We start from the raw sequence: 20,598 nt of genomic DNA on the forward strand, positions 1-20,598 counted from the left end.
CCGAAGCCTCGCAAGGAGACCCATGACCACCCCCACCGCCACCGCCACCGGACGCCCCACCCTCACCCCCGTGCCGTTCGACCCCGAGGTGCAGGCCGTGCTCGATGAGCTCGACAGGAACCCGCAGCCGGCGCTGACCCGCGACACCCTCCCGCGCGAGGGCACCGACCGCATGTTCCCCGACAACGACGCTGTGATCGCCGGACGTGCGATCGAGTGGGAGGACCGGATGATCCCCGGCCCCGCCGGCGCCCCTGACATCGAGATCACGGTGTTCCGTCCCGTCGGCACCGCGCACGAGGTGCTCCCCGGCTTCGTGAACATCCACGGTGGGGGCATGATCGTCGGACACCGCTCCTGGGAGACCGGCCGCGTGGTCGACATCGTCGCCGAGCACCACGTCGTCGCAGTGAACGTCGAGTACCGTCTCGCGCCGGAGGACCCTTTCCCGGCCGGAGTCGAAGACTGCTACGCCGCCTTCCTCTGGGTGCACGCCCACGCCGCCGACCTCGGGATCGACCCCGATCGCATCGTGGTCGGAGGCGGCAGCGCCGGTGGTGGCCTCACGGCGGCCGTCGCGCTGATGGCCCGCGACCGGCGCGGACCGGTCATGGCAGGGCAGCTGCTGCTGTGCCCGATGATCGACAACACGAACACCACCGTCGCGAGCCGCCAGTACGACGGCATCGGCACCTGGCAGCGGGAGATGAACCTGCTCGCCTGGTCGTGCGTGCTCGGCGACGACCTCGCCTTCAGCCCGGAAGCCCCGGCGTACGCCGCTCCGAGCCGTGCGACCGACCTCGCCTCCCTCCCACCCGCCTTCATCGAGGTCGGCGAGGCGGAGGCCTTCCGCGACGAGGACACCGAGTACGCGCTGCGCATCTGGGCCACCGGCGGTCAGGCGGAGTTGCACGTGTGGGGCGGTGGCGCGCACGGCTTCGACATGTACATGCCGGATGCCGAGATCTCGCGCGCGGCCCTCGCCACCCGCGCCTCCTGGCTGCGCCGGATCTGGCTGGAAGCCCGATGACCGCCCCCGCGCCGGTGCCGTACGACCCCGCGCTCGTCCCGGGGCTGACCGCGTTCGTCGACCTCGTCGAGGTGATCCCGCTGCGCGCCGAGACGATCCACGCCAACCGCGACCACTTCGCGACGATCATCCCGCCCATGGCGACACAGGCCGCCGGGCGGGCGGTCACCTGGGAGGACCGGACCATCCCCGGCCCCGACGGCGCCCCCGACATCGAGGTCACGATCGTCCGCCCGACCGCACCCGCGTATGCACCGGCGCCGGCCGTGCTGTCGATCCACGGCGGCGGCATGGTCCTCGGCACCCGGTTCTTCGGCACGGGCGAGCTCATCGACCTCGCGGAACGCCACGGCGTGATCGGCGTCGCCGTCGAGTACCGCCTCGCCCCCGAGCATCCCGGTCCCGCACAGGCGGAGGACTGCTACGCGGCATTGGAGTGGATGGCCGCGCACGCCGACGAGCTCGGCATCGACCCGGACCGCATCATCGCCTCCGGCATGAGCGCGGGCGGCGGGCTCTCCGCTGCCGTCGCCCTGATGACACGCGACCGCGGCGGCCCACGCCTGGCAGGACAGCTGCTCGGCTGCCCGATGCTCGACGACCGCAACGACACCGTCTCCAGTCGCCAGTACGACGGGTTCGGCGCCTGGGATCGCCACAACAACGACACGGCCTGGAACGCCATCACCGGATCCGACCGCGGCACGGACCGGGTCTCCCCGTACACCTCGCCCGCGCGCGCCGACGACCTGTCCGGCCTCGCGCCCGCGTTCATCGAGGTCGGAGCGGCCGAGACGTTCCGAGACGAGGCGGTCGACTACGCCCTGCGCATCTGGGCGACGGGAGGTCGGGCGGAGCTGCACGTCTGGGCCGGCGGCTATCACGGGTTCTCCGGCTTCTCCCCCGAAGCGGAGGTCTCACGGGCGGCCGTCGCCGCTCGCGACAGCTGGCTGCGGCGCACCCTGCGCCTGGACGGATGAGCATCACCTCGTCCGGACCGACCCCGCGCCCGCGGATGGGCACGCTGCGTGCCATGCTCGTGCTCGGCATGCTGGAGGCGTTCGGTCCGCTGTCGATGGATCTGTATCTGCCCCAGCTGCCGCAGCTCGCCGCGTCCCTCGACACCACCGAGGCGCTCGCTCAGGCGACGATGTCGGCGTGCATGATCGGCCTCGGCCTCGGCCAGCTCGTCGCCGGGCCGCTCAGCGATCGTCTCGGCAGGAGGTTCCCGCTCATGGTGGGCGTCTCGGCCTTCGCCGTGCTCTCCCTCCTGTGTGCTCTCGCCCCGACGATCGAGGTCCTGCTGGTGGTCCGCTTCCTGCAGGGTCTCGCGGGATCGGCCGGCATCGTGATCTGCCTCGCGATCGCCCGCGACCAGTTCGAGGGCGTCGAGCTGTCGCGCATGCTGTCGCTGTTGTTCCTGGTCTCGGGCACCGCGCCGATCGTCGCACCCGTGGTCGGCGGTCAACTCGCACTGATCATGGATTGGCGAGGCATCTTCGGCGTGCTCAGCGCGGTGGGTGTCGTGCTGCTCCTGGTCGTCGTGCTCGCCCTGCCGGAGACCCTGCCTGCCGCCGCCCGTCACGGCGGAGGTCTGCGCACGCTCGGACTCCATGCCGGGGCCGTCGTCCGCGATCGTCTGTTCGTGGCCGTGCTGTGCGCCGCAGCAGGAGGCGGTGTCGCCTTCTTCACCTACCTGTCGATGTCGTCGTTCGTGCTGCAGGACGAATTCGGCCTGAGCCCGCAGTCGTTCGGCCTCGCTTTCGCGGCCGGAGCGCTGGCCAGCATCGCCGGCAGCCAGCTCAGCCGTCTCGTGGTCGGCAGATGGGGCCCGCTGCGCGTGTACCTCGGCGGCATCTCGGCCACGCTGGTCGCGACGACCGCATTCCTGGCGCTCGCCCTCTCCGATGTCGGCGTCACGGGCATCGTCGCCGCGTTGATCGGCTTCATGCTGTGCTCGGGGCTTGGTGGCCCCAACGGCCAGACCCTCGCGCTCGCCCACCACGGAGCACGAGCGGGCACCGCCTCTGCCCTGCTCGGCATGTCGACGTTCCTGTTCGGCCCCGTGCTCGCGCCGATCGCCGCGGGAGTCGGCGGCACGAACGCGGTCACGATGGCGGTGACGATGACCGTGGCTGCGGCCGTCGCCGCGGTCGCCGCGTGGGCGTTCGTGCGCCCGGCCGCGGTCGTCTGAGAGCTCCGCTCAGAATCCGAGGCACATGACAGCGACGCCGGCAGCCATCGCCCACGACTCGACCGTGAGCAGACGCGCCGTGCGACCTCGATGCACGGGGGCGACGAACCACTCCGCGACGACCGTCCACAGCACGACCCCGACGACTCCGACCAGCACGAGCACCGACAGCACTCCCGACAGCCCGTGCCCGCCGTGACCGGACGACACGGATGCCGAGGCGCCTCCTCCGACCGGATCTGCCGCCACCACTCCGTCGAACGCGCACATCGCCATCACCAGGGAGACCAGCGCTCGATGACAGCAGCTCGCCGCCGCCGCCGTGCCGCGCACCCCCATCGTGCCCACCATGGCCGAGACCAGCAGCACGGCACCCAGGACGAGCCCGACCAGCGGGTTGCGGCCGTCGGTCGCCGCGAGCGCGAGCATGGCTGCAGCCATGATGAGCGATGCCTGCCGCCCCTGCCAGGGCACGGCGCGCCAGAGCGCCGCTGTAGCGGCGGCCGAGACGACCGCCGCCGCGGCCATCAGCCACGGTGCTGCGGGGAGGAGGTGATCCACAGCCGCAGTATATTGATCAATCGCTCAATAACGCTAGACCGCAATCCCGCAGGTCTCGACGCCATGCGCCAGGATGGAGTCATGCCCCGCATCGTCGACCACGATGAGCGCCGCAGGCAGATCGCCGAGGCGCTGCTCGCCGTCGCCGCTCGCGACGGACACGAGAGCGTGTCATCGCGGGCGGTCGCGAAGGAGCTGGGCATCGCGACGGGTGCACTCTGGCACTACTTCGACGGCTTCGACGAGGTCGTGCGCGCAGCCGCGACCGAGGTGACCCGGCGCACCGAGGAGCGCATCGCCGCGGCCACGGCAGGACTTCGCGGCCTCCCCCGCCTCCACGCACTCATGCGCGAGGTGCTCCCGATCGATGAGCGCACCCGCACCGAGGCGCACGTCGTGGTCGGATTCTGGGGGCGCCTCGCAGCACTCGCCCCCGCGCCGGACGCGGCGGTACCCACCCTCGCCACCTGGCAGGAGAGCACCCGGCTCGCGCTGCGCGAGGCAGTCGAGGACGGCGAGCTGCGCACCGACACCCCGACCGAGACGATCGTGACGCTGCTGCGCTCCATCACCTACGGGCAGCAGATCGTCGAGGTCACGGAGCCGCAGTCCGCCGCCGCGCACCTCGCCGTGCTCGACGCCGCGCTCGCCCCCTGGCGCGCCTGAGACCCCCTCCGCACGCCTCGTCGGGAAGACGCCCCGTTGCGAAGGACGGGCTGTCGGCCCTATCATCGTGCCAACCCGTTTATTGAGCAGTCGCTCGAAAATAGTGAGGTCGATGATGTCCCACCATGCTCCGCAGCCCGTGTCGATCGGGAAGATCGCCGCTCCGCACCCGCACGATCCCCTCACCGGAACCGAGATCGCCGCCGCCCGTGAGGTGCTCGACGCCGCTGGTCTGATGACGGCGACCACCCGCGTGCCGATGCTGCTCCCCGACGAGCCCACCAAGGACGAGCTCGCGACGTGGACCGCCGGATCCGCCGTCGACCGCCGCGTCGACGTGACACTGCTCGACATCGCCACCGGGATCGCCACGGAGGTCGTGGTCTCGATCACCCGTCGTGAGGTGCTGCGCACGCACCGGGTGCCGAACGACGCCCCGCCCTACGGACAGCCGCAGTATCTGTTCGAGGAGTACGAGCGCGCGGAGAGCATCGCGAAGGCCTCGCCGGAATGGCAGGCCGCGATGAAGCGTCGGGGGCTCGAGGAGCACATGGCTCTCGCCTTCTGCGGCCCCCTCGCCCCCGGATACACCGGGCGTGCCGACGAGGTGGGCCGCCGGGTGATCCGCTCGCTGACGTTCCTCAAGCACGACGAGCACGACTCCCCGTGGGCGCACCCGGTCGAAGGCCTCATCGTGCACATCGACCTCACCTCGAACAGCGTGATCCGCGTCGAGGACCATGGCGACGTGCCCGTGCCGGCCGGACACGGCAACTACTACCCCGAAGTGCAGGGCGAGGCGCGCACCACTCTGAAGCCCATCGAGATCACCCAGCCGGAGGGGCCCAGCTTCTCCGTCACCGGGTCGCTCGTGGAGTGGGAGGGCTGGTCGATGCGCGTCGACTTCAACGCCCGCGAGGGACTCGTTCTGCACGACGTCACGTTCCAGGGACGATCCGTGCTGAGCAGGGCGAGCGTTCCGGAGATGGTGGTCCCCTACGGCGACACCGCTCCCGGACGCTTCTGGATCAGCTACTTCGACGCCGGCGAATACCTGCTCGGCAAGAACGCCAACCACCTCGAGCTCGGCTGCGACTGCCTCGGTGTGATCCGGTACGTCGACGGCTACGTCGCCGACGACCACGGCCACCCGGTACGGATCCCGAACGTGATCTGCATGCACGAGGAGGACTACGGCATCCTCTGGAAGCACACCGACCTCGCCGGTCGCTCCGACGTGCGCCGCTCCCGTCGGTTCGTGGTGTCGTACTTCTCCACGATCGGCAACTACGACTACGGCTTCTACTGGAACTTCGGCCTCGACGGCTCGATCGAGGTCGTCGCCAAAGCCACGGGCATCGTGTTCGCCGGTGCGGGTGAACCCGGCGTGCGGCAGAGGCATGCGACCGAACTCGCGCCCGGCGTGTTCGCCCCGGTCCACCAGCACCTGTTCTGCGCGCGCCTCGACGTCGCGATCGACGGCGAGGACAACCGGCTCGTCGAGGTGGATGCCCAGCGCATCCCGATGGGCGAGGACAACCCCTTCGGCAACGCCTTCACATGGTCGGAGACACCGCTGCGCACGGAGTCGGAGGCGCAGCGCGACGCGGACTCCTCTGTGGCGCGGGTCTGGGAGGTGCAGAGCGCCTCGCGGACGAACCACGTCGGCCGACCCACGGCGTACCACCTGATCCCGGAGCCGACCGCGCTGCTGATGGCCGACCCGGAGTCCTCCGTCGCCGCGCGCGCCGCCTTCGCGACGAAGCACCTGTGGGCGACGCGCTTCGAGCCGGGGCAGATCTGGCCGGCCGGTCGCTACCCGAACGCCCACCAGGGCGGCTCCGGACTGCCGGAGTACGCCGCCGCGGACCGTGACATCGACGGACACGACATCGTGCTCTGGCACACCTTCGGCCTGACGCACTTCCCCCGCCCCGAGGACTGGCCAATCATGCCCGTCGACTACGCCGGCTTCTGGTTCAAGCCCGCAGGGTTCCTCGATCAGAACCCGGCCATGGACGTGCCGGAGTCCTCGCAGGCGCACGGAGGTGCGGCATCGGCCTGCTGCGGCGGAGGGTCTTGCACCTGCGAGCACTGATCCTGCGCCTGCGGAGCCGAGCCTGCAGGGCACCGGCACAGGCACAGGCACAGGCACCGGGCCCGCAGGTCGCAGGGCCCGGCGTCGGTCAGTACTGCGCCGAGAAGGCCCCGTCGGACTTCAGCAGCTGCCCCGAGATCCAGCGACCCTCGTCGGACACGAGGAACTCCACCACGGCCGCCACATCCGCAGGCCGGCCGAGGCGTCCGAGCGGGGTCATGCCGGCCAGGCCCGTGCGCGTCTCGTCGTCCATCCAGCCGGTGTCGACGGGTCCGGGGTTCAGCACGTTCGCGGAGATCCCCCGGGGGCCGAGCTCGCGCGCCGCGGAGATGACGAGGCGGTCGAGCGCCCCCTTCGACGCGCCGTAGGGGAGGTTGCCGGTCACGTGGTCGCTGGTCAACGCCAGGACCACTCCCCCGTCGTCGCCGACCTGACGGGCGAAGGCCGCGATCAGCAGCAGGGTCGCTCGCGCGTTCACGGCGACGTGCAGGTCGAAGCTCTCCGCTGTGGTGTCGAGCACTCCTGACTCCACATCGTGCGCGTGACTCAGGATGAGGGCGGTGATCGGTCCATGAGCCGCCGTCACCTCCGCGATCAGCGCTTCTGGTCCCTCGACCGTGGAGAGGTCGGCCGGGTGGTCGGCATCGCGCAGGTCGCTGGTGACGACGGTCCAGCCGGCGGCGCGCAGTCGGGGGACGATTCCGGCGGCGATGCTGTCGGCGCGCGCAGCGCCGGTGATCAGAGCGAGGGGCATCCGCATACCGTATCGGACGCGCGGGAAGCGCGCCGATCAGGCGAGCGCGGTGATGGCGTCGCGAAGGATCCCGTCGGCCTCGTCGAGCGCGGATGCCGCAGCATCCGCCGTCGCGTCGGCGGCGAGCATCAGCAGCGCGAGCTTGACCGAGCCGTCCGCCGCCTGCAGCGCCGTGGCCGCCCCCGCGGTGTCGACGCCGGACAGCTGCGACACCGTGCGGATCGAACGGGCGTGCAGCTTCTCGTTCGTGGCCAGCAGATCGACCATGACGCCGCGATACGTCTTGCCGAGGTTGATCATCGACAGCGTCGTGAGCATGTTCACGACGAGCTTCTGCGCCGTCCCGGACTTCAGCCGCGTGGACCCGGAGATGAACTCGGGTCCGGTGACGACCTCGATCGCGACCTCGGCCGCGGCCCCGATCTCGGAGTCGGCGTTCGACGCTATCGCCACCGTGAACGCGCCGATGCCGCGCGCATACGTCAGGCCGCCGACGACGTAAGGAGTACGGCCGGAGGCCGAGATGCCCACCACCGTGTCGCGCTCGGTGAGTCCGAGCTCGCGCAGCGACGCCTCGGCGGCCGCGTCGTCGTCCTCGGCGTTCTCGACGGCGGAGCGGATGGCCGCCTCACCACCCGCGATCAGACCGACCACCATCGAGGGATCCGTGCCGAACGTCGGCGGGCACTCGCTCGCGTCGAGCACGCCGATGCGGCCCGCGGTGCCCGCTCCGATGTAGATGAGGCGTCCGCCGCGACGGAACCGCTCGGTGATGCCGTCGACGGCAGTCGCGATCTCCTCCGCGCGCTCGGCGACGGCTTCCGGCACCCGGCGGTCCTCCGCGTTCATCCGTCGCACGAGCTCGGCCGTGCCGAGCAGGTCGAGGTCGCCCCGCTCCGTCGTCGAGGCCTCGGTGTCGAGGCGCTCCAGCACGGAGAGGAGGGCGGTCAGGCGGGAGTCGTCATTCGGCACGGTGGACGAACCTTTCATGGGGGAGGTCGGTGCGGCGCGCGAGAAGCAGCGCCCCGTCGAGGGCGTCGCCGCGCGCGGGCACGACCCGACGCTCGGCTGCCTGCAGGGACGACGTGAGCTGCTGGCGGAACCAGACGTGGTCGGTCAGACCGCCGTGGATGACGGTGTCGGCGGTGCGCGCGGAAGCGGCGGTGGCCGTCGCCGTGAGCAGACGGACGCCCTCGTCGACGATCGCGGAGGCAGCCGCATCGCCGTTCTGCGCGGCATCGAGCACGAGGGGCGCGAGCGTCGCGAGGCGCCGCGGAAGGGGCTCGCCGCCCGCGAGCCACGCCTGGATGTCGGCGACGTCGCCGACCGGATCGGCGATCGCCGCGGTGAGGACCGTGCTCGGCCCCAGCGAGTCGTTCGCGCGCAGTACGGCGCGCAGCGCTTCCCGTCCGAGCCACGAGCCGCTGCCGAGGTCGCCGAGCTCAGGGCCCCAGCCGTCGACGAGGCGCGCGCCGTCGGAGTCGATGCCCAACGCGGCCGCCCCGGTCCCGGCGATGAGGAGCACGCCGGCGCCGCCGTCGAGGGCTCCCGCATGAGCGGTGACCACGTCGGACGCGACAGCGGTCTGCGCTCCGGTCGCCGCGGCGAGCGATGAGGCCAGATCCCGCGCAGCATCGGGTGCGAGCCATGCGCCGGCCGCACCCACCCCGACCAGCTCCAGACCCTCGTCGCCCGACAGGAGCCGCAGGATGGCCTCGAGCGCGCTCTTCACCCCGCCCGCTGCGGCGAGTCCGGGCGCTCCGACGCCGTCACGCACGATCCGGCGGTCGGGGCCGGTGACGAGGACGCGGCACCGCGACTTGCCGAGGTCGACGGATGCCGTGACGCGTGCGTCCATGGGCCCTCCTCCGGATCGGCGAAAAAGTCTGTGAAAAGAGCCTACATCGGAAGTAGACTCGGCAAAAAGAATTTACACCGTGCACCTCGCACCTCGCACCTCGCACCTCGCACCTCACACCTCGCACTCACCACGACGGAGGACGGCATGAGCATCCAGTCGACGATCGAGGCGGCAGCATCCACGCTGACCCCTTCCCTCGCCCGCATCGCCCTCGTCGTGCGTGAGAACCCCTCCGTCGTGATCGACAGCACCATCAACGAACTCGCCGCGGAGTGCGGCACCTCCGTCGCGTCGGTCGTGCGCTTCTGCCGGGCGATCGGCTTCAGCGGGTACGCCCCGTTGCGCATGGCCCTGGCCTCCGAACTCGGCAAGGAGGCCGCCCAGTTCTCGGCACGGGGCGCCTACGGGTCGGAGATCTCGGAGTCGGACACCCTGCAGGAAGCGGTGTCGAAGGTCGCATCACTCGAGCTGCTGGCGATCGAGGAGACCGTCGCGCGGCTCGACTTCGAGGTGCTCGAGGCTGCCGTCGACGCGATCGACCGCGGGGAGCGCGTCCTCCTCTACGGCCTCGGTGCCAGCCGCTTCGTGGCCGAGGACCTCAGCCACAAGCTGCTCCGTGTCGGACGCAACGCCCACATGCCCGCCGACCCCCACGAGGCCGTCGCCGTGTCGGCGCTGCCCACCGCGGGCACGGTCGCCATCGGCTTCTCGCACTCGGGTTCGACCCTCGAGACCGTGCGGTTCCTGGAGACCGCGCGTGCGAGCGGCGCGACCACGATCGCGGTCACCTCCGCCAAGGACTCTCCGCTCGCCCGCGCGGCCGACCATGCGCTGTTCACCGAGGTGCGCGAGTCGAGCTTCCGCGCGGGGGCGATGGTGAGTCGCATCGCCCAGCTCACCCTCGTGGACTGCCTGTTCCTCGGCGTCGCCAAGCGCCGCTACGCCGAGACGGTCGACGCGCTGCAGCGCACCGGCCAGGCGACCCGAGAGCTTCGCGGCTGAGCGATCTCACCCGAGTGCCGCCGCCGTCGGAATGTCGGTGGCCCATGATGGACTGAGTCCATGAACGCACTGCTCGACGCGACGGACACCCAGATGGCGATGCTCGCCGATCTGGTCGCGTCGCTCGAAGCGGCGGAGGCCACGCTGAGCAGCATGCACGCCGCTCGCGACGGCATGCTGGCGATGGCAGGGCGCCTCGCCGTCGACATCGCCCGCGCCGCGGAGCACCCCGACCGGGGAGACATTGCAATCCGCGCCGTGGCCGCCGAGATCGGGGCCGCACAGCGCGTGAGCGACCGCACGGTGGAACGGCGGATGGCCGACGCCTCCTGGCTGGTCGAACGCTTCCCGGCCGTGTGGCGGGCCCAGGGCGAGGGGCGCATCAGCGCGGCGCATTCGCGCGTCATCGTCGATGCGGGCGCGCACCTCGAGCACGCGGGCGATCGACAGGCGTTCGCTGACGAGGCGGTGGAACTGGCCGCGGGCGAATCCCCCAACCGGCTGCGCAGGCTGGCCCGCCGGCTCGCGGAGCGGTTCCAGGAGCGCACGCTCACCGAGAGGCACCTCGATGCGCGGGAGAGGCGTCGGGTCTGGGTGCGCGACCTCGAAGACGGCATGGCCGAGCTCGGCGTCCAGGCTCCCGCCGTGCTCGTGCACGGTATGTTCGATCGGCTCTCGCAGATGGCTCATGCGGTGAAGCAGCAGAGCGCCGTTGTTGATCAAGGCACCGCTGATGAAGGCACCGCTGATGTAAGCACCGCTGATGTAAGCACCACCGAGGAGCACGACCGCGAGGCGCGTACGGTCGATCAGCTGCGCACTGACCTGCTGACCGACCTCGTGCTGACCGGAACGCCCACCGGACACGACACCGCCGACGGCCTGCTCGGAGAGATCGAGGCCCGCGTCGAGGTCACGGTTCCGGTGATGACGCTGATGGGCCGCGACGATGCCACACGACAGGGGCTCCCGTTCGTGCCCGGTTCCGTGCCGCCGCGAGCAGGTTCCGTGCCGCCGCCGGCCGAGCTCGACGGTGTGGTTCCGATCGACACGGCGACTGCTCGAGCACTCGCCGGTCTCGCCTCCGGGTGGGATCGGGTGCTCACGCATCCGATCTCCGGCGAGATGCTCGCGGTGGATCGCTACCGACCGAACGCGCGGCTGCGACGACAGCTTCGAGCCCGAGATCAACGCTGCCGGTTCCCCGGGTGCGGGATCGTCGCCCGAAAGTGCGACCTCGACCATAATCATGCGGCCGCGAGCGGCGGTGCCACCTGCGAATCGAACCTCTCCGCGTTCTGCCGACGACATCACATGCTCAAACACCATTCCCCCTGGCATGTCGAGCAGCGCCGCGGTGGCGTCTTGGAATGGACGAGCCCGACCGGGCGCGAGTACATCGACCGCCCACCGCCCCAGAACACGGTGGTGTTCACCGACGAGTCACCGCCAGACGAGCCGGCACCGGACGAGCCAGTTCGCCCGCGCTTCTGAGACACCTCGCAGGAGCACGCTTCAGGAGCACGCTTCAGGAGCACACTTCAGGAGCACGCTTCAGGAGCACGCTTCTGATCAGCGTGCCGACCTGAACGGACTGCCGCGTACCCAATCGGCCCGTGACAAGTGGAACCGCAGGTACCGCGAATCGGCGCCGAGAAAGCGGGGGTCGGGGTGTTCGATGATCTCGCGCCACCACGAGGCGACTCGATCGACCGTCGTGTCCTGGCTCCACCCCGCGTGTGCGCGGAACACCGGATCCTCGGCCCACGACGCGAACGTCTCCGCATCGGCGGGGATCATCGGACGCAGAGCGAGCTTCACACCTTCACCGTAATCATCGGAGCCACCCGACGCGAGCACCCTCGCAACGCGAACGAGCCGCCCGGACCCGAGGGTCCGGACGGCTCGTGTTCCGCGACGACGAGCGTCGCGGAGCGATGTGTCTTACTGGTACGACTTCACGATCTCGAGGAGGCTCGGGACGTTGGCGTAGGCCTCTGCCGCGTTCTCCTTGGTGACGATGATCGGGTCGAGCAGGTAGGCCGGAACGACCTTCACGCCGTTGTCGTACTGCTCGGTGTCGTTGACGTCGACCTCTTCGCCCTTCTGGAGCTGGCCGACCATCTTGATCGACTGCTCGACGAGGAGCGTGGTGTCCTTGTTGATCGTGGAGTACTGGATGCCCTCCATGATCGACTTCACCGACTCGACCTCGGAGTCCTGACCCGTGACCACCGGGACCGGCTTGCCCGCACCCTGCACCGAGGTGATGATGGCGCGAGCGAGGGTGTCGTTCGGGGACAGGACGCCGTCGAGCGTCTCGGAGCTGTACGTCGACGTCAGGATCGAGTCCATGCGGCGCTGAGCGTTCTCCGCCTTCCAGCCCTCGGTCGCCGTCTGGGCGATCTCGGTCTGACCCGAGACGACCTTGAGCGTGCCGTCATCGATCTTCGGCTGCAGCACGTCCATCGCACCGTTGAAGAACACGGCCGAGTTCGCGTCATCGGGCGAGCCCGAGAACAGCTCGATGTTGTACGGAGCCTCGTGACCCGCGCGCTCGGCGAGACCGTCGAGCAGAGCCTGACCCTGCAGCTGACCGACCTTGAAGTTGTCGAACGCCACGTAGTAGTCGACGGCTTCGGTGTTCTCGATCAGACGGTCGTACGCGATGACCGTGACGCCGGCGTCACGGGCGGCCTCGACCTGGGTGGCGAGCTGCTTGCCGTCCTTCGCGCCGATGATGATGACCTTGGCGCCACCGGTGACCATCGCCTGGATCTGGTTCTGCTGCTCGGCGACCGTGTTGCTGGCCGGTGCGTACTGCACGTCCGGCTTGAATCCGGCCTTCTTCAGGCCGTCGGTGAACAGCTGACCGGCGAGAACCCAGTTCTCCGAGGTCTTGTCCGGAAGGGCGACACCGATCGTGGCGTCGGCGGCGAAGCCCTTGGCGGTCTCCTCCCCCGCTCCCGATCCGGTGCCACCGCGCTCCGAGGAGCAGCCGGTGAGGGCGAAGGCGCCCGCGACGACAAGCGCTGTCGCCGACAGAAGAATCTTCTTCATGTGATCTCTTTCTCTGGTGTGTGAAGGTCCAGGTGCGCGTGCGGTACGCGCCTGGGCCCCTACTATCCGCGCGTCTCTTCGACGGCGGGGGCTTCGTACTTCTGGCTGGTGGGGTAGTTCGTCTTGGTCGGATCGAACGTGTCGGTCGCCGGGTCCTGCTTGCGGCCGAAGCGACGCGTGAGGAATCCGATGATCGACGGGCGTCCCTGCTGCTTGTTCCAGACGTCGACACCGACGGCGAACAGCAGCACGAGGCCCTTGATCATCGACACCACGTCGGCACCGGCGCCCAGGAGGGCGAGACCGTTGTTGAGGAAGGCCATCACGAGACCACCGATGATCGACCCGATCACGGTTCCGATCCCGCCGGAGACGGCCGCGCCACCGATGAAGACCGAGGCGATCGCATCCAGCTCCCAGCCGTTGCCGTCCTGGGGACCGGAGGCGGTCGCCCTGGCGACGTAGATCATGCCGGCCAGCGACGCGAGCACCGACATGTTCATCATCACGAAGAAGTCGACCCAGCGGTCCTTCACACCCGACAGGCGCGCAGCCTGCCGGTTGCCGCCGACCGCGTAGATGTGGCGACCGAAGACGGTGTTGTTCGTGATGAACGAGTAGAGGATGACCAGGGCGAGCAGGATGATGCCGGAGATCGGGAAGCTGGTGCCCACGCGCCCGGTGGCGAACAGCCAGCCCGCGATCAAAATCACGGCGGAGATCAGCACGACCTTGGTGACGCTCACCCACGCCGGCGCCATTTCGGCACCCATCTTGCGCTGGATGCGACGCGTGCGGAACTCCCAGAACACGATCCAGGCCACCCCGAGAAGGGCGAGGAGCATCGTGAGCACGTTGAAGTCCACCGGGATGAACGGCAACTCGGGCAGGTACCCGGCACCGATCACCTTGAAGCCCTGCGGCACCGGCACCGACTGCGAGTCGCCGACCCACTGGTTCGCGCCTCGGAAGAACAACATGCCCGCCAGCGTCACGATGAACGCCGGCACCCCGACGTAGGCCACCCAGAACCCCTGCCAGGCACCGACGAGCACGCCGACACCGAGACCGAGCAGGATGCCCAGCGGCCAGGGGAGGTTCCAGTCGGCCATGGCCTTGGCCACGACGATGCCCGTGAACGCGGCGACGGATCCGACGGAGAGGTCGATATGACCCATGATGATGACCATCACCATGCCGATGGCCAGGATCAGGATGTACGAGTACTGGTTGACGACGTTGATCAGGTTGCCGGAGGACAGCGTCAGTCCGGTGCCCTTGAAGATCCACGTCAGCACCTGGAAGACGACCAGGATCACGACGAGGCTGCCGAGGATGCCGAACTGACGGAGGGTCGACTGCCCTCCCCCGAACATCTTCGTGATGTCCTTGAAGTGGAAGCCGCGCTTCGTTGCGGTGGTGTCGGTGGTCATGCGGATGCTTTCTGGTTCGTGGAGGTCATGCTGCGCATGAGGTCCTCGGGTGTCGCCTGATCGGCCGGGATGCAGTCGGTGACCCGACCCTCGAAGACGGTGTAGATGCGGTCGGAGATGCCGAGGAGTTCGGGAAGCTCGCTGGAGATGACGATGACACCCTTGCCCTGGGCGGCGAGCTCGTTGATGATCGCGTAGATCTCGTACTTCGCGCCCACGTCGATGCCGCGGGTCGGCTCGTCGAGGATCAGCAGGTCGGGATCGGTGAACATCCACTTGGCCAGCACGACCTTCTGCTGGTTTCCACCGGAGAGCTTGCCGACGCCCTCTTCGACCGACGGCGTTTTGATGCGCAGCGCCTTGCGGTAGCGCTCAGCCACCGAGAACTCCTCACGGGAGTCGACGACGCCGTTGTGCGCGATCTTGGAGAGCTTCGCCGCGACGATGGACCGCTTGATCGTGTCGAGCAGGTTGAGTCCGAGCACCTTGCGGTCTTCGCTGACGTACGCGAGCCCGTGCTTGATCGCCGAGGCGACGTCGTGCAGGGCGACCTCCTGGCCGTCCTTGATCAGGGTTCCGGAGAGGAAGGTGCCGTACGAGCGCCCGAAGATGCTCATGGCGAACTCGGTGCGACCCGCTCCCATGAGACCGGCGATGCCGACGACCTCGCCGCGGCGCACGTTGATGTTCGAGCCCTTGACGACCATGCGCTCGGGCACGGTCGGGTGCTGCACCCACCAGTCCTTGACCTCGAAGAACACCTCGCCGATCTCGGGGGTGCGATCCGGGTAGCGGCTCTCCAGGGAACGACCGACCATGCCGCGGATGATGCGGTCCTCGTTGATCTCTCCGCGCGAGATGTCGAGCGTCTCGACCGTGCGGCCGTCGCGGATGATCGTGATCTCGTCGGCGATCTGCTCGATCTCGTTGAGCTTGTGGCTGATCATGATCGACGCGATGCCCTTGGCCTTCAGCCCGAGGATCAGGTCGAGCAGATGCTGCGAGTCGTTCTCGTTGAGCGCGGCGGTCGGCTCGTCGAGGATCAGGAGCTTGACGTCCTTGTTGAGCGCCTTCGCGATCTCGATGAGCTGCTGCTTGCCGACGCCGAGGGTCTTGATCTGCGCGTCGGGGTCTTCGCTCAGCCCGACGCGGGCGAGGAGCTCGATGGCCCGCTCCTTCTGAGCCGTCCAGTCAATGCGGCCACCGCGCTGGATCTCATTGCCGAGGAAGATGTTCTCGGTGACCGAGAGCTCGGGGATGAGGGCGAGCTCCTGGTGGATGATCGCGATGCCCGCCTGCTCGCTGGCCGCGATGTCCCTGAACCGCTGCTCCTCGCCGTAGAGCAGGATCTCGCCGTCGTAGGTCCCGTAGGGGTACACCCCGGACAGGACCTTCATCAGGGTCGACTTCCCGGCGCCGTTCTCACCGCAGATCGCGTGGATCTCGCCGGCTCGGACGGTGATGGAGACGTCGGCCAACGCCTTGACCCCAGGGAACTCCTTGGTGATGCTGCGCATCTCCAGGATGGGGCCTGACACGGTAGGCAACGTTGCTGTGGTGCTCACGGATCTTCCTCGCGACGTGCGGTCACCTTCGATGTGACCGTTCACATCGCTATATCGTCGTCTTCGTCGGGACTGCTGTCAAGTCGGCATCGGCATTTCGAATCCGGACCGTGACACTGCCGAGATGCGCGCGATCGCGAGCCCCCAGGCGACAGCTCGGATCGAAAGGATTCGATGGGTTCGCGAGCCTCCGCGCAGCGCCGCAGGGAACGAGTCAGCGGGCGACGGCGGATTCGCGGGCGCGCAGGATCGTCTGCAGCGGACCGAAGGCCGGCACCTGCTCGCCGCGGATCTCCGCGAGCAGGATCCGCACCGCCCGACGACCGAGCTCGGGGAAGTCCTGGTGCACGGTGCTCAACGTCGGAGCGACGTGTGCCGCGACGGGGATGTCGTCGAAGCCGATGACACTCACGTCGTGCGGCACCCGCACGCCCGAATCCCGGAACCCGTGCATCAGACCGATGGCCATCAGGTCGTTCGCGGCGAACACCGCCGTGAAGTCGCGTCGAAGCGAGAGCTCCTTGCCCGCGAAGTACCCGAAGTCCGCCGTCCAGTCGCCACGGATGGGCGGGAACGTGGGCAGATCGGCCTCACGCAATCCGTCGAGATAGCCCCGCATGCGCGACTCCGCCTCGATCCAGTCCTGGGGACCGGCCAGGTGCAGGATGTCGCTGTGTCCGAGGGAGATGAGGTGCTCCGTTGCCGCCTTCGCACCGGCCACCTGGTCCGCCGACAGACTCACGCCGTCGGATCCGGACGCCGTCTGCAGCGTCACGAACGGCATGTCGACGGACATGCCGCGCAGGACATGGAAGACCCGCACCTGGGGGGCGAGCACCACGATCCCATCGGCCTGCTCACGCGACAGCTGCCGCACCGCATGGCCGATCGCCTCCGGCGTCGTGTCGGCGAGGTTCAGCGTCGAGACCGAATAGCCCTCCTCCCGCGCCGCATCCTCGATGCCGGCGATGGACGAGGTGGGTCCGAACTCGCCGATCGTCGCGGACAGGATCCCCAGCATGTTCGACTTGCTGGTGACCAGGGCGCGCGCGGCGAGATTGGGCCGGTAGTCGAGGACCGAGATGGCGTCGAGCACCTTGGCCTTCGTCTCCGGCCGGATGCTCGGATGATCGTTGAGCACGCGGGACACGGTCTGATGCGAGACACCGGCGAGGCGGGCGACGTCGCGGATACTCGGCAGGCGGGCGCGCTCGGAGGCGGTGGACATCACTTGCCTCCTTGCGTGTGCACGGTCACATCCCCAGTACATTATGTCTGTCGACGCCTTCCCGTGCACCTCCCCGTGGACCGGGGCGCGCAGAACGGGTTGTACGGCGGCACCGGAACCACCACCCGGTTTCGTCGCACCGCACCGGATCGCCCTCGTCCCGCGTGGCAGGGTGACAGCGTGGACACTCTGCTGCGCGGCGGGCGCGTCATCGACCCGAAGACGGAGACCGACCGGATCACCGACCTCCTCCTCGCCGACGGGCGCGTGGCGGCTCTCGGCGACGGACTCACGGCGCCGGCCGATGCCGAGGTGGTTGACGCCACCGGTCTCATCGTCGGGCCGGGGTTCGTCGACCTGCACAGCCACGTGCACTCCATCGCGGGACAGCGGCTGCAGGCGATGGACGGCGTCACCACGGCACTCGACCTCGAAGCCGGACTCATGCCCATCGCCGAAGCCCTCGCCCGTGCCGCCGCGGACGGCCGACCGCTGAACTACGGATTCTCGGCCTCCTGGTCGCAGGCGCGGGCGTACGCGCACCTCGACCGGGTGCCCGTCGCCGACTTCACCGCGTCGATGGACCTGCTCGGCAAGCCGGAGTGGCAGCGCTCGTCCTCCCCCGCGGAGCGCCGCCGCTGGCTGGGGTTGTTGGAGGACGAGCTGGGAGCCGGTGCCCTCGGCATCGGCGTGCTCATGGGGTACGCGCCACGCTCCGATCCGGACGAGTACCTCGACCTCTCTCGCCTCGCCGCCGCCGCGCACGCTCCGACCTTCACGCATGTGCGAGAGCTGATCGAAGCCGACCCCCGCACTCCGATCGACGGCTCTGAGGAGCTCGTCCGCGCCGCCGCCGAGACGGGTGCCGCGATGCACCACTGCCACGTGAACAGCACCTCGCTGCGGCACGTGGACCGCGTGCTGGGGCTGATCGACCGCAGCCGCGCCGCCGGGTCCCGCGTCACGGTCGAGGCCTACCCCTACGGCGCGGGCAGCACCGCGATCGGCGCGTTCTTCCTCGCCCCCGAGAAGCTCCCGGGCCTGGGCATCACCCCGAGCTCGCTGGTGCTCGTGGACACCGGCGAGCGCATCGCCGACGAAGCCCGGCTGCGGGAGGTGCGGGCGACCGACCCCGGAGCGACCTGCATCGTGACGTTCCTCGACGAGGCCGATCCGTTCGACCGCGCGCACCTGCACCGCGCACTCGCCTACCCCGACGCGATCGTGGCGAGCGACGCGATGCCGGTCTCCTGGACGGGGATCGACGGCCGCACGCTGTACGAGCAGCGCGACTGGCCGCTCCCTCCCGGTGGGCACACGCATCCGCGCACCGCCGGCACGTTCGCCAAGTCGCTCCGGCTCATGGTGCTCGAGAGCGGCACGTGGAGCTGGCTCGACGCCTTCCGCCGCTGCTCCTTCCTGCCCGCGCGCGTGCTGGACGAGGTCTCATCCGGGATGCGGAGCAAGGGGCATCTGACCGTCGGAGCGGATGCGGACGTGGTGGTGATCGACCCGACGACGCTGAGCGACAGGGCGACCTACGCCGATCCGACCCGACCGTCGCAGGGCGTACGGGAGCTGTTCGTGCACGGCACTCGCGTCGTGCACGAAGGAGAGCTCGTGACCGCTGCGCTTCCGGGGCGCGCCGTGCGGGGGGATGCATCATGAGCACAGCACGGGGGACGAGCGCAGACCTGCAGGGGTTCCTCGATGAGACGGCCGCTGCCCTAAACGTGCCTGGCGCGGTCGTCGGGGTGATCGACGGGGACAGGGAGATCGTCTCGATGACCGGTGTCGCGGCGGTCGACACGGGCGCAGCCGTGACGGAGCGCACCCTGTTCCAGATCGGCTCCACCTCGAAGACCTTCACCGGGACGGTCGCGATGCATCTGGTCGAGACCGGGGCCATCGACCTCGACACCCGCGTGGTCGAGGTGCTCCCCGGCCTCCGGCTCGCCGACGAGGAGGCGCTGGCTGAGCTGCGCATCCGGCATCTCCTCACGCACTCCGGCGGCTTCCTCGGCGATGCGGATGAGCGCCCCGGGTGGGACGACGATGCCCTCGCCCGCAACGTCGCGACCTTCGCCGAGCTCCCGCAGCTCTTCCCTCCCGGCACCATCGCTTCGTACAGCAACGCGGGAATCCGGCTGCTCGGCCGTGTGATCGAGCGGGTCACCGGCGAGACGTTCGAACGTGCCGTGCAGCGCGTCGTGCTCGATCCACTGGTCATGTCGGCGACGTTCTTCTTCCCCTGGGATGTGATCGCCCGTCCGCACGCGGTGGGTCACGTCCCCGACGGGTCAGGAGCGATGACGACGTTCCCGCACTGGCCGCTGACCCGTGACATCGCACCGGAGGGCGGGATCGTGTCGTCCGTACGCGATCAGCTCGCATACGCCCGCTTCCAGATGCGCGGCGAGACCTCGGGAACGACGCCGGTCAGCGACGCCACGCGACTCCTGATGCAGCAGCCCCACCTCGCGGCCGGCCCGCCCGTCGATGCGATCGGTCTGCCGTGGCTGCTCGGCCATCACGGTTCGGCGCGGGTCGTGATGCACGGAGGGAACATCGCCGACACGCAGCTCAGCGAGTTCGTCCTCGCCCCCGACGAAGACCTCGCGGTCACGGTCCTGACCAACAGCGGTGGCGGGAAAGCGCTGGGGACGGCCGTCGTCGACTGGTGCTTCCGCAACCTTCGCGGCATCGAGAAGGCGCCGGAGAAGGTCGAGCTCGGCCCCGCGGACAGGCTCGACGACGTGGTGGGCATCTACGACGCCGGGCAGTGGCACTACGACGTGACCCGCGCGGGTGATGCTCTCGAGTTCGCGATGGTGCTGCGTGCGGACATCGCCGCGCTCGGCATCCCTCCGCGGCCGCCCCTGCGACTGCGTGTGCGTGCCGACGGCGCCCTGATCACGGATGCCGCCCAGCCCGTCGGTCGTCTCCTCGACGAGACGGAAGGCGGCCCCGAACTGCTCCATGTGGGTCTGCGCGCCGTGCGGCGGCGCTGACTCGGGGAACGTTCGTCCGGCCGCACCAAGGTCTGCGCAAGTCTCGTCGCCGGGAACCAACGAGGCGTCGGATCGCCCGAATAGTCTCGGCCCCATCGCCGTCGCCCGAAGACGACGGCCTACTCGACGAAGAGG

General features: G+C 69.4%; 18 protein-coding genes. 9 read left to right on the forward strand and 9 right to left on the reverse strand.

Features of this window, described 5'->3' with window-relative positions; translation table 11 throughout:
- Positions 1–22: 22 nt before the first annotated feature.
- From ABRP18_RS12330 to ABRP18_RS12340, 3 genes are read left to right on the forward strand one after another with little or no spacing between them, the layout of a single operon-like run.
- On the forward strand, positions 23–1,030 hold the full coding sequence (locus ABRP18_RS12330; RefSeq protein ID WP_141369090.1) for an alpha/beta hydrolase: 1,008 nt from the start codon (positions 23–25) through the stop codon (positions 1,028–1,030).
- On the forward strand, positions 1,027–2,010 hold the full coding sequence (locus tag ABRP18_RS12335) for an alpha/beta hydrolase (RefSeq protein ID WP_193761583.1): 984 nt from the start codon (positions 1,027–1,029) through the stop codon (positions 2,008–2,010). The genes ABRP18_RS12330 and ABRP18_RS12335 overlap by 4 nt, the downstream gene beginning before the upstream one ends.
- A complete protein-coding gene (locus tag ABRP18_RS12340; protein ID WP_349884741.1) occupies positions 2,007–3,224 on the forward strand; it encodes a multidrug effflux MFS transporter in 1,218 nt (405 codons plus the stop codon). The genes ABRP18_RS12335 and ABRP18_RS12340 overlap by 4 nt, the downstream gene beginning before the upstream one ends.
- A 9-nt stretch (positions 3,225–3,233) precedes the next feature.
- Here ABRP18_RS12340 and ABRP18_RS12345 read toward each other — a convergent pair whose 3' ends face one another.
- Entirely contained in the window at positions 3,234–3,785 is a 552-nt protein-coding gene (locus ABRP18_RS12345; protein WP_153002351.1) for a hypothetical protein, read from the reverse strand.
- Between the two features lie 81 nt (positions 3,786–3,866).
- Between ABRP18_RS12345 and ABRP18_RS12350 the strand changes: the two genes are divergently transcribed.
- Positions 3,867–4,451 carry a TetR/AcrR family transcriptional regulator gene (locus ABRP18_RS12350; RefSeq protein WP_349884742.1) on the forward strand — a complete coding sequence of 195 codons (585 nt, stop codon included), beginning with the start codon at positions 3,867–3,869 and terminating at the stop codon, positions 4,449–4,451.
- 112 nt (positions 4,452–4,563) lie between these two features.
- Entirely contained in the window at positions 4,564–6,549 is a 1,986-nt protein-coding gene (locus tag ABRP18_RS12355) for a primary-amine oxidase (RefSeq protein ID WP_113681731.1), read from the forward strand.
- Positions 6,550–6,637: 88 nt separating this feature from the next.
- Here the strand turns inward: ABRP18_RS12355 and ABRP18_RS12360 are convergent, their stop codons facing one another.
- Genes ABRP18_RS12360 through ABRP18_RS12370 form a run of 3 tightly spaced genes read right to left on the reverse strand, consistent with a single transcriptional unit; the run spans position 6,638 to position 9,161 of the window.
- Positions 6,638–7,303: an SDR family oxidoreductase gene (locus ABRP18_RS12360; RefSeq protein WP_127012442.1), complete on the reverse strand. Its 666-nt coding sequence runs from the start codon at positions 7,301–7,303 to the stop codon at positions 6,638–6,640.
- Between the two features lie 36 nt (positions 7,304–7,339).
- Positions 7,340–8,275, reverse strand: coding sequence for an N-acetylmuramic acid 6-phosphate etherase (murQ, locus tag ABRP18_RS12365; RefSeq protein WP_113681730.1), 936 nt, complete (start codon positions 8,273–8,275; stop codon positions 7,340–7,342).
- On the reverse strand, positions 8,265–9,161 hold the full coding sequence (locus ABRP18_RS12370) for a BadF/BadG/BcrA/BcrD ATPase family protein (protein ID WP_349884743.1): 897 nt from the start codon (positions 9,159–9,161) through the stop codon (positions 8,265–8,267). Before ABRP18_RS12370 ends, murQ begins: the two co-directional genes overlap by 11 nt.
- Before the next feature lie 147 nt (positions 9,162–9,308).
- On the opposite strand from ABRP18_RS12370, the gene ABRP18_RS12375 reads away from it, so the two are divergent.
- Complete coding sequence (locus ABRP18_RS12375; RefSeq protein WP_349884744.1) at positions 9,309–10,166, forward strand: MurR/RpiR family transcriptional regulator; 858 nt, start codon at positions 9,309–9,311, stop codon at positions 10,164–10,166.
- A 60-nt stretch (positions 10,167–10,226) separates the two neighbouring features.
- Positions 10,227–11,660 (forward strand): DUF222 domain-containing protein, encoded by a 1,434-nt coding sequence (locus ABRP18_RS12380; RefSeq protein WP_349884745.1) that lies wholly within the window; start codon positions 10,227–10,229, stop codon positions 11,658–11,660.
- 78 nt (positions 11,661–11,738) lie between these two features.
- Here ABRP18_RS12380 and ABRP18_RS12385 read toward each other — a convergent pair whose 3' ends face one another.
- The 5 genes from ABRP18_RS12385 to ABRP18_RS12405 form a co-directional block, all read right to left on the reverse strand.
- Positions 11,739–11,987, reverse strand: coding sequence for a hypothetical protein (locus tag ABRP18_RS12385; protein ID WP_193761577.1), 249 nt, complete (start codon positions 11,985–11,987; stop codon positions 11,739–11,741).
- 123 nt (positions 11,988–12,110) lie between these two features.
- Positions 12,111–13,226: a sugar-binding protein gene (locus ABRP18_RS12390; RefSeq protein WP_113680701.1), complete on the reverse strand. Its 1,116-nt coding sequence runs from the start codon at positions 13,224–13,226 to the stop codon at positions 12,111–12,113.
- Positions 13,227–13,288: 62 nt separating this feature from the next.
- Positions 13,289–14,659: a multiple monosaccharide ABC transporter permease gene (gene mmsB / locus ABRP18_RS12395; RefSeq protein WP_349884746.1), complete on the reverse strand. Its 1,371-nt coding sequence runs from the start codon at positions 14,657–14,659 to the stop codon at positions 13,289–13,291.
- On the reverse strand, positions 14,656–16,176 hold the full coding sequence (gene mmsA / locus ABRP18_RS12400; protein ID WP_218867587.1) for a multiple monosaccharide ABC transporter ATP-binding protein: 1,521 nt from the start codon (positions 16,174–16,176) through the stop codon (positions 14,656–14,658). The genes mmsB and mmsA overlap by 4 nt, the downstream gene beginning before the upstream one ends.
- A 262-nt stretch (positions 16,177–16,438) precedes the next feature.
- Complete coding sequence (locus ABRP18_RS12405) at positions 16,439–17,452, reverse strand: LacI family DNA-binding transcriptional regulator (protein WP_046749709.1); 1,014 nt, start codon at positions 17,450–17,452, stop codon at positions 16,439–16,441.
- Between the two features lie 180 nt (positions 17,453–17,632).
- Here ABRP18_RS12405 and ABRP18_RS12410 point away from each other — a divergent pair, with 180 nt between their 5' ends.
- Together ABRP18_RS12410 and ABRP18_RS12415 are read left to right on the forward strand one after the other, a co-directional pair.
- Positions 17,633–19,120: an amidohydrolase family protein gene (locus ABRP18_RS12410; RefSeq protein ID WP_349884747.1), complete on the forward strand. Its 1,488-nt coding sequence runs from the start codon at positions 17,633–17,635 to the stop codon at positions 19,118–19,120.
- Positions 19,117–20,463 carry a serine hydrolase domain-containing protein gene (locus ABRP18_RS12415; RefSeq protein ID WP_349884748.1) on the forward strand — a complete coding sequence of 449 codons (1,347 nt, stop codon included), beginning with the start codon at positions 19,117–19,119 and terminating at the stop codon, positions 20,461–20,463. Before ABRP18_RS12410 ends, ABRP18_RS12415 begins: the two co-directional genes overlap by 4 nt.
- The last annotated feature ends 135 nt before the right edge of the window (positions 20,464–20,598 follow it).

Origin of the sequence: Microbacterium sp. WHRI 7836 (genome assembly GCF_040223885.2) — a bacterium.
GTDB classification, from domain to species: Bacteria; Actinomycetota; Actinomycetes; order Actinomycetales; family Microbacteriaceae; genus Microbacterium; species Microbacterium oxydans.

Bases quoted from the DNA above. Each gene is read 5' to 3' on its own strand.
- ABRP18_RS12330 (WP_141369090.1), top strand. From the start codon at position 23: ATGACCACCCCCACCGCCACCGCCACCGGACGCCCCACCCTCACCCCC.
- ABRP18_RS12335 (WP_193761583.1), top strand. From the start codon at position 1,027: ATGACCGCCCCCGCGCCGGTGCCGTACGACCCCGCGCTCGTCCCGGGG.
- ABRP18_RS12340 (WP_349884741.1), top strand. From the start codon at position 2,007: ATGAGCATCACCTCGTCCGGACCGACCCCGCGCCCGCGGATGGGCACG.
- ABRP18_RS12350 (WP_349884742.1), top strand. From the start codon at position 3,867: ATGCCCCGCATCGTCGACCACGATGAGCGCCGCAGGCAGATCGCCGAG.
- ABRP18_RS12355 (WP_113681731.1), top strand. From the start codon at position 4,564: ATGATGTCCCACCATGCTCCGCAGCCCGTGTCGATCGGGAAGATCGCC.
- ABRP18_RS12360 (WP_127012442.1), bottom strand. From the start codon at position 7,303: ATGCCCCTCGCTCTGATCACCGGCGCTGCGCGCGCCGACAGCATCGCC.
- ABRP18_RS12370 (WP_349884743.1), bottom strand. From the start codon at position 9,161: ATGGACGCACGCGTCACGGCATCCGTCGACCTCGGCAAGTCGCGGTGC.
- ABRP18_RS12375 (WP_349884744.1), top strand. From the start codon at position 9,309: ATGAGCATCCAGTCGACGATCGAGGCGGCAGCATCCACGCTGACCCCT.
- ABRP18_RS12380 (WP_349884745.1), top strand. From the start codon at position 10,227: ATGAACGCACTGCTCGACGCGACGGACACCCAGATGGCGATGCTCGCC.
- ABRP18_RS12390 (WP_113680701.1), bottom strand. From the start codon at position 13,226: ATGAAGAAGATTCTTCTGTCGGCGACAGCGCTTGTCGTCGCGGGCGCC.
- mmsB (WP_349884746.1), bottom strand. From the start codon at position 14,659: ATGACCACCGACACCACCGCAACGAAGCGCGGCTTCCACTTCAAGGAC.
- mmsA (WP_218867587.1), bottom strand. From the start codon at position 16,176: ATGCGCAGCATCACCAAGGAGTTCCCTGGGGTCAAGGCGTTGGCCGAC.
- ABRP18_RS12405 (WP_046749709.1), bottom strand. From the start codon at position 17,452: ATGTCCACCGCCTCCGAGCGCGCCCGCCTGCCGAGTATCCGCGACGTC.
- ABRP18_RS12415 (WP_349884748.1), top strand. From the start codon at position 19,117: ATGAGCACAGCACGGGGGACGAGCGCAGACCTGCAGGGGTTCCTCGAT.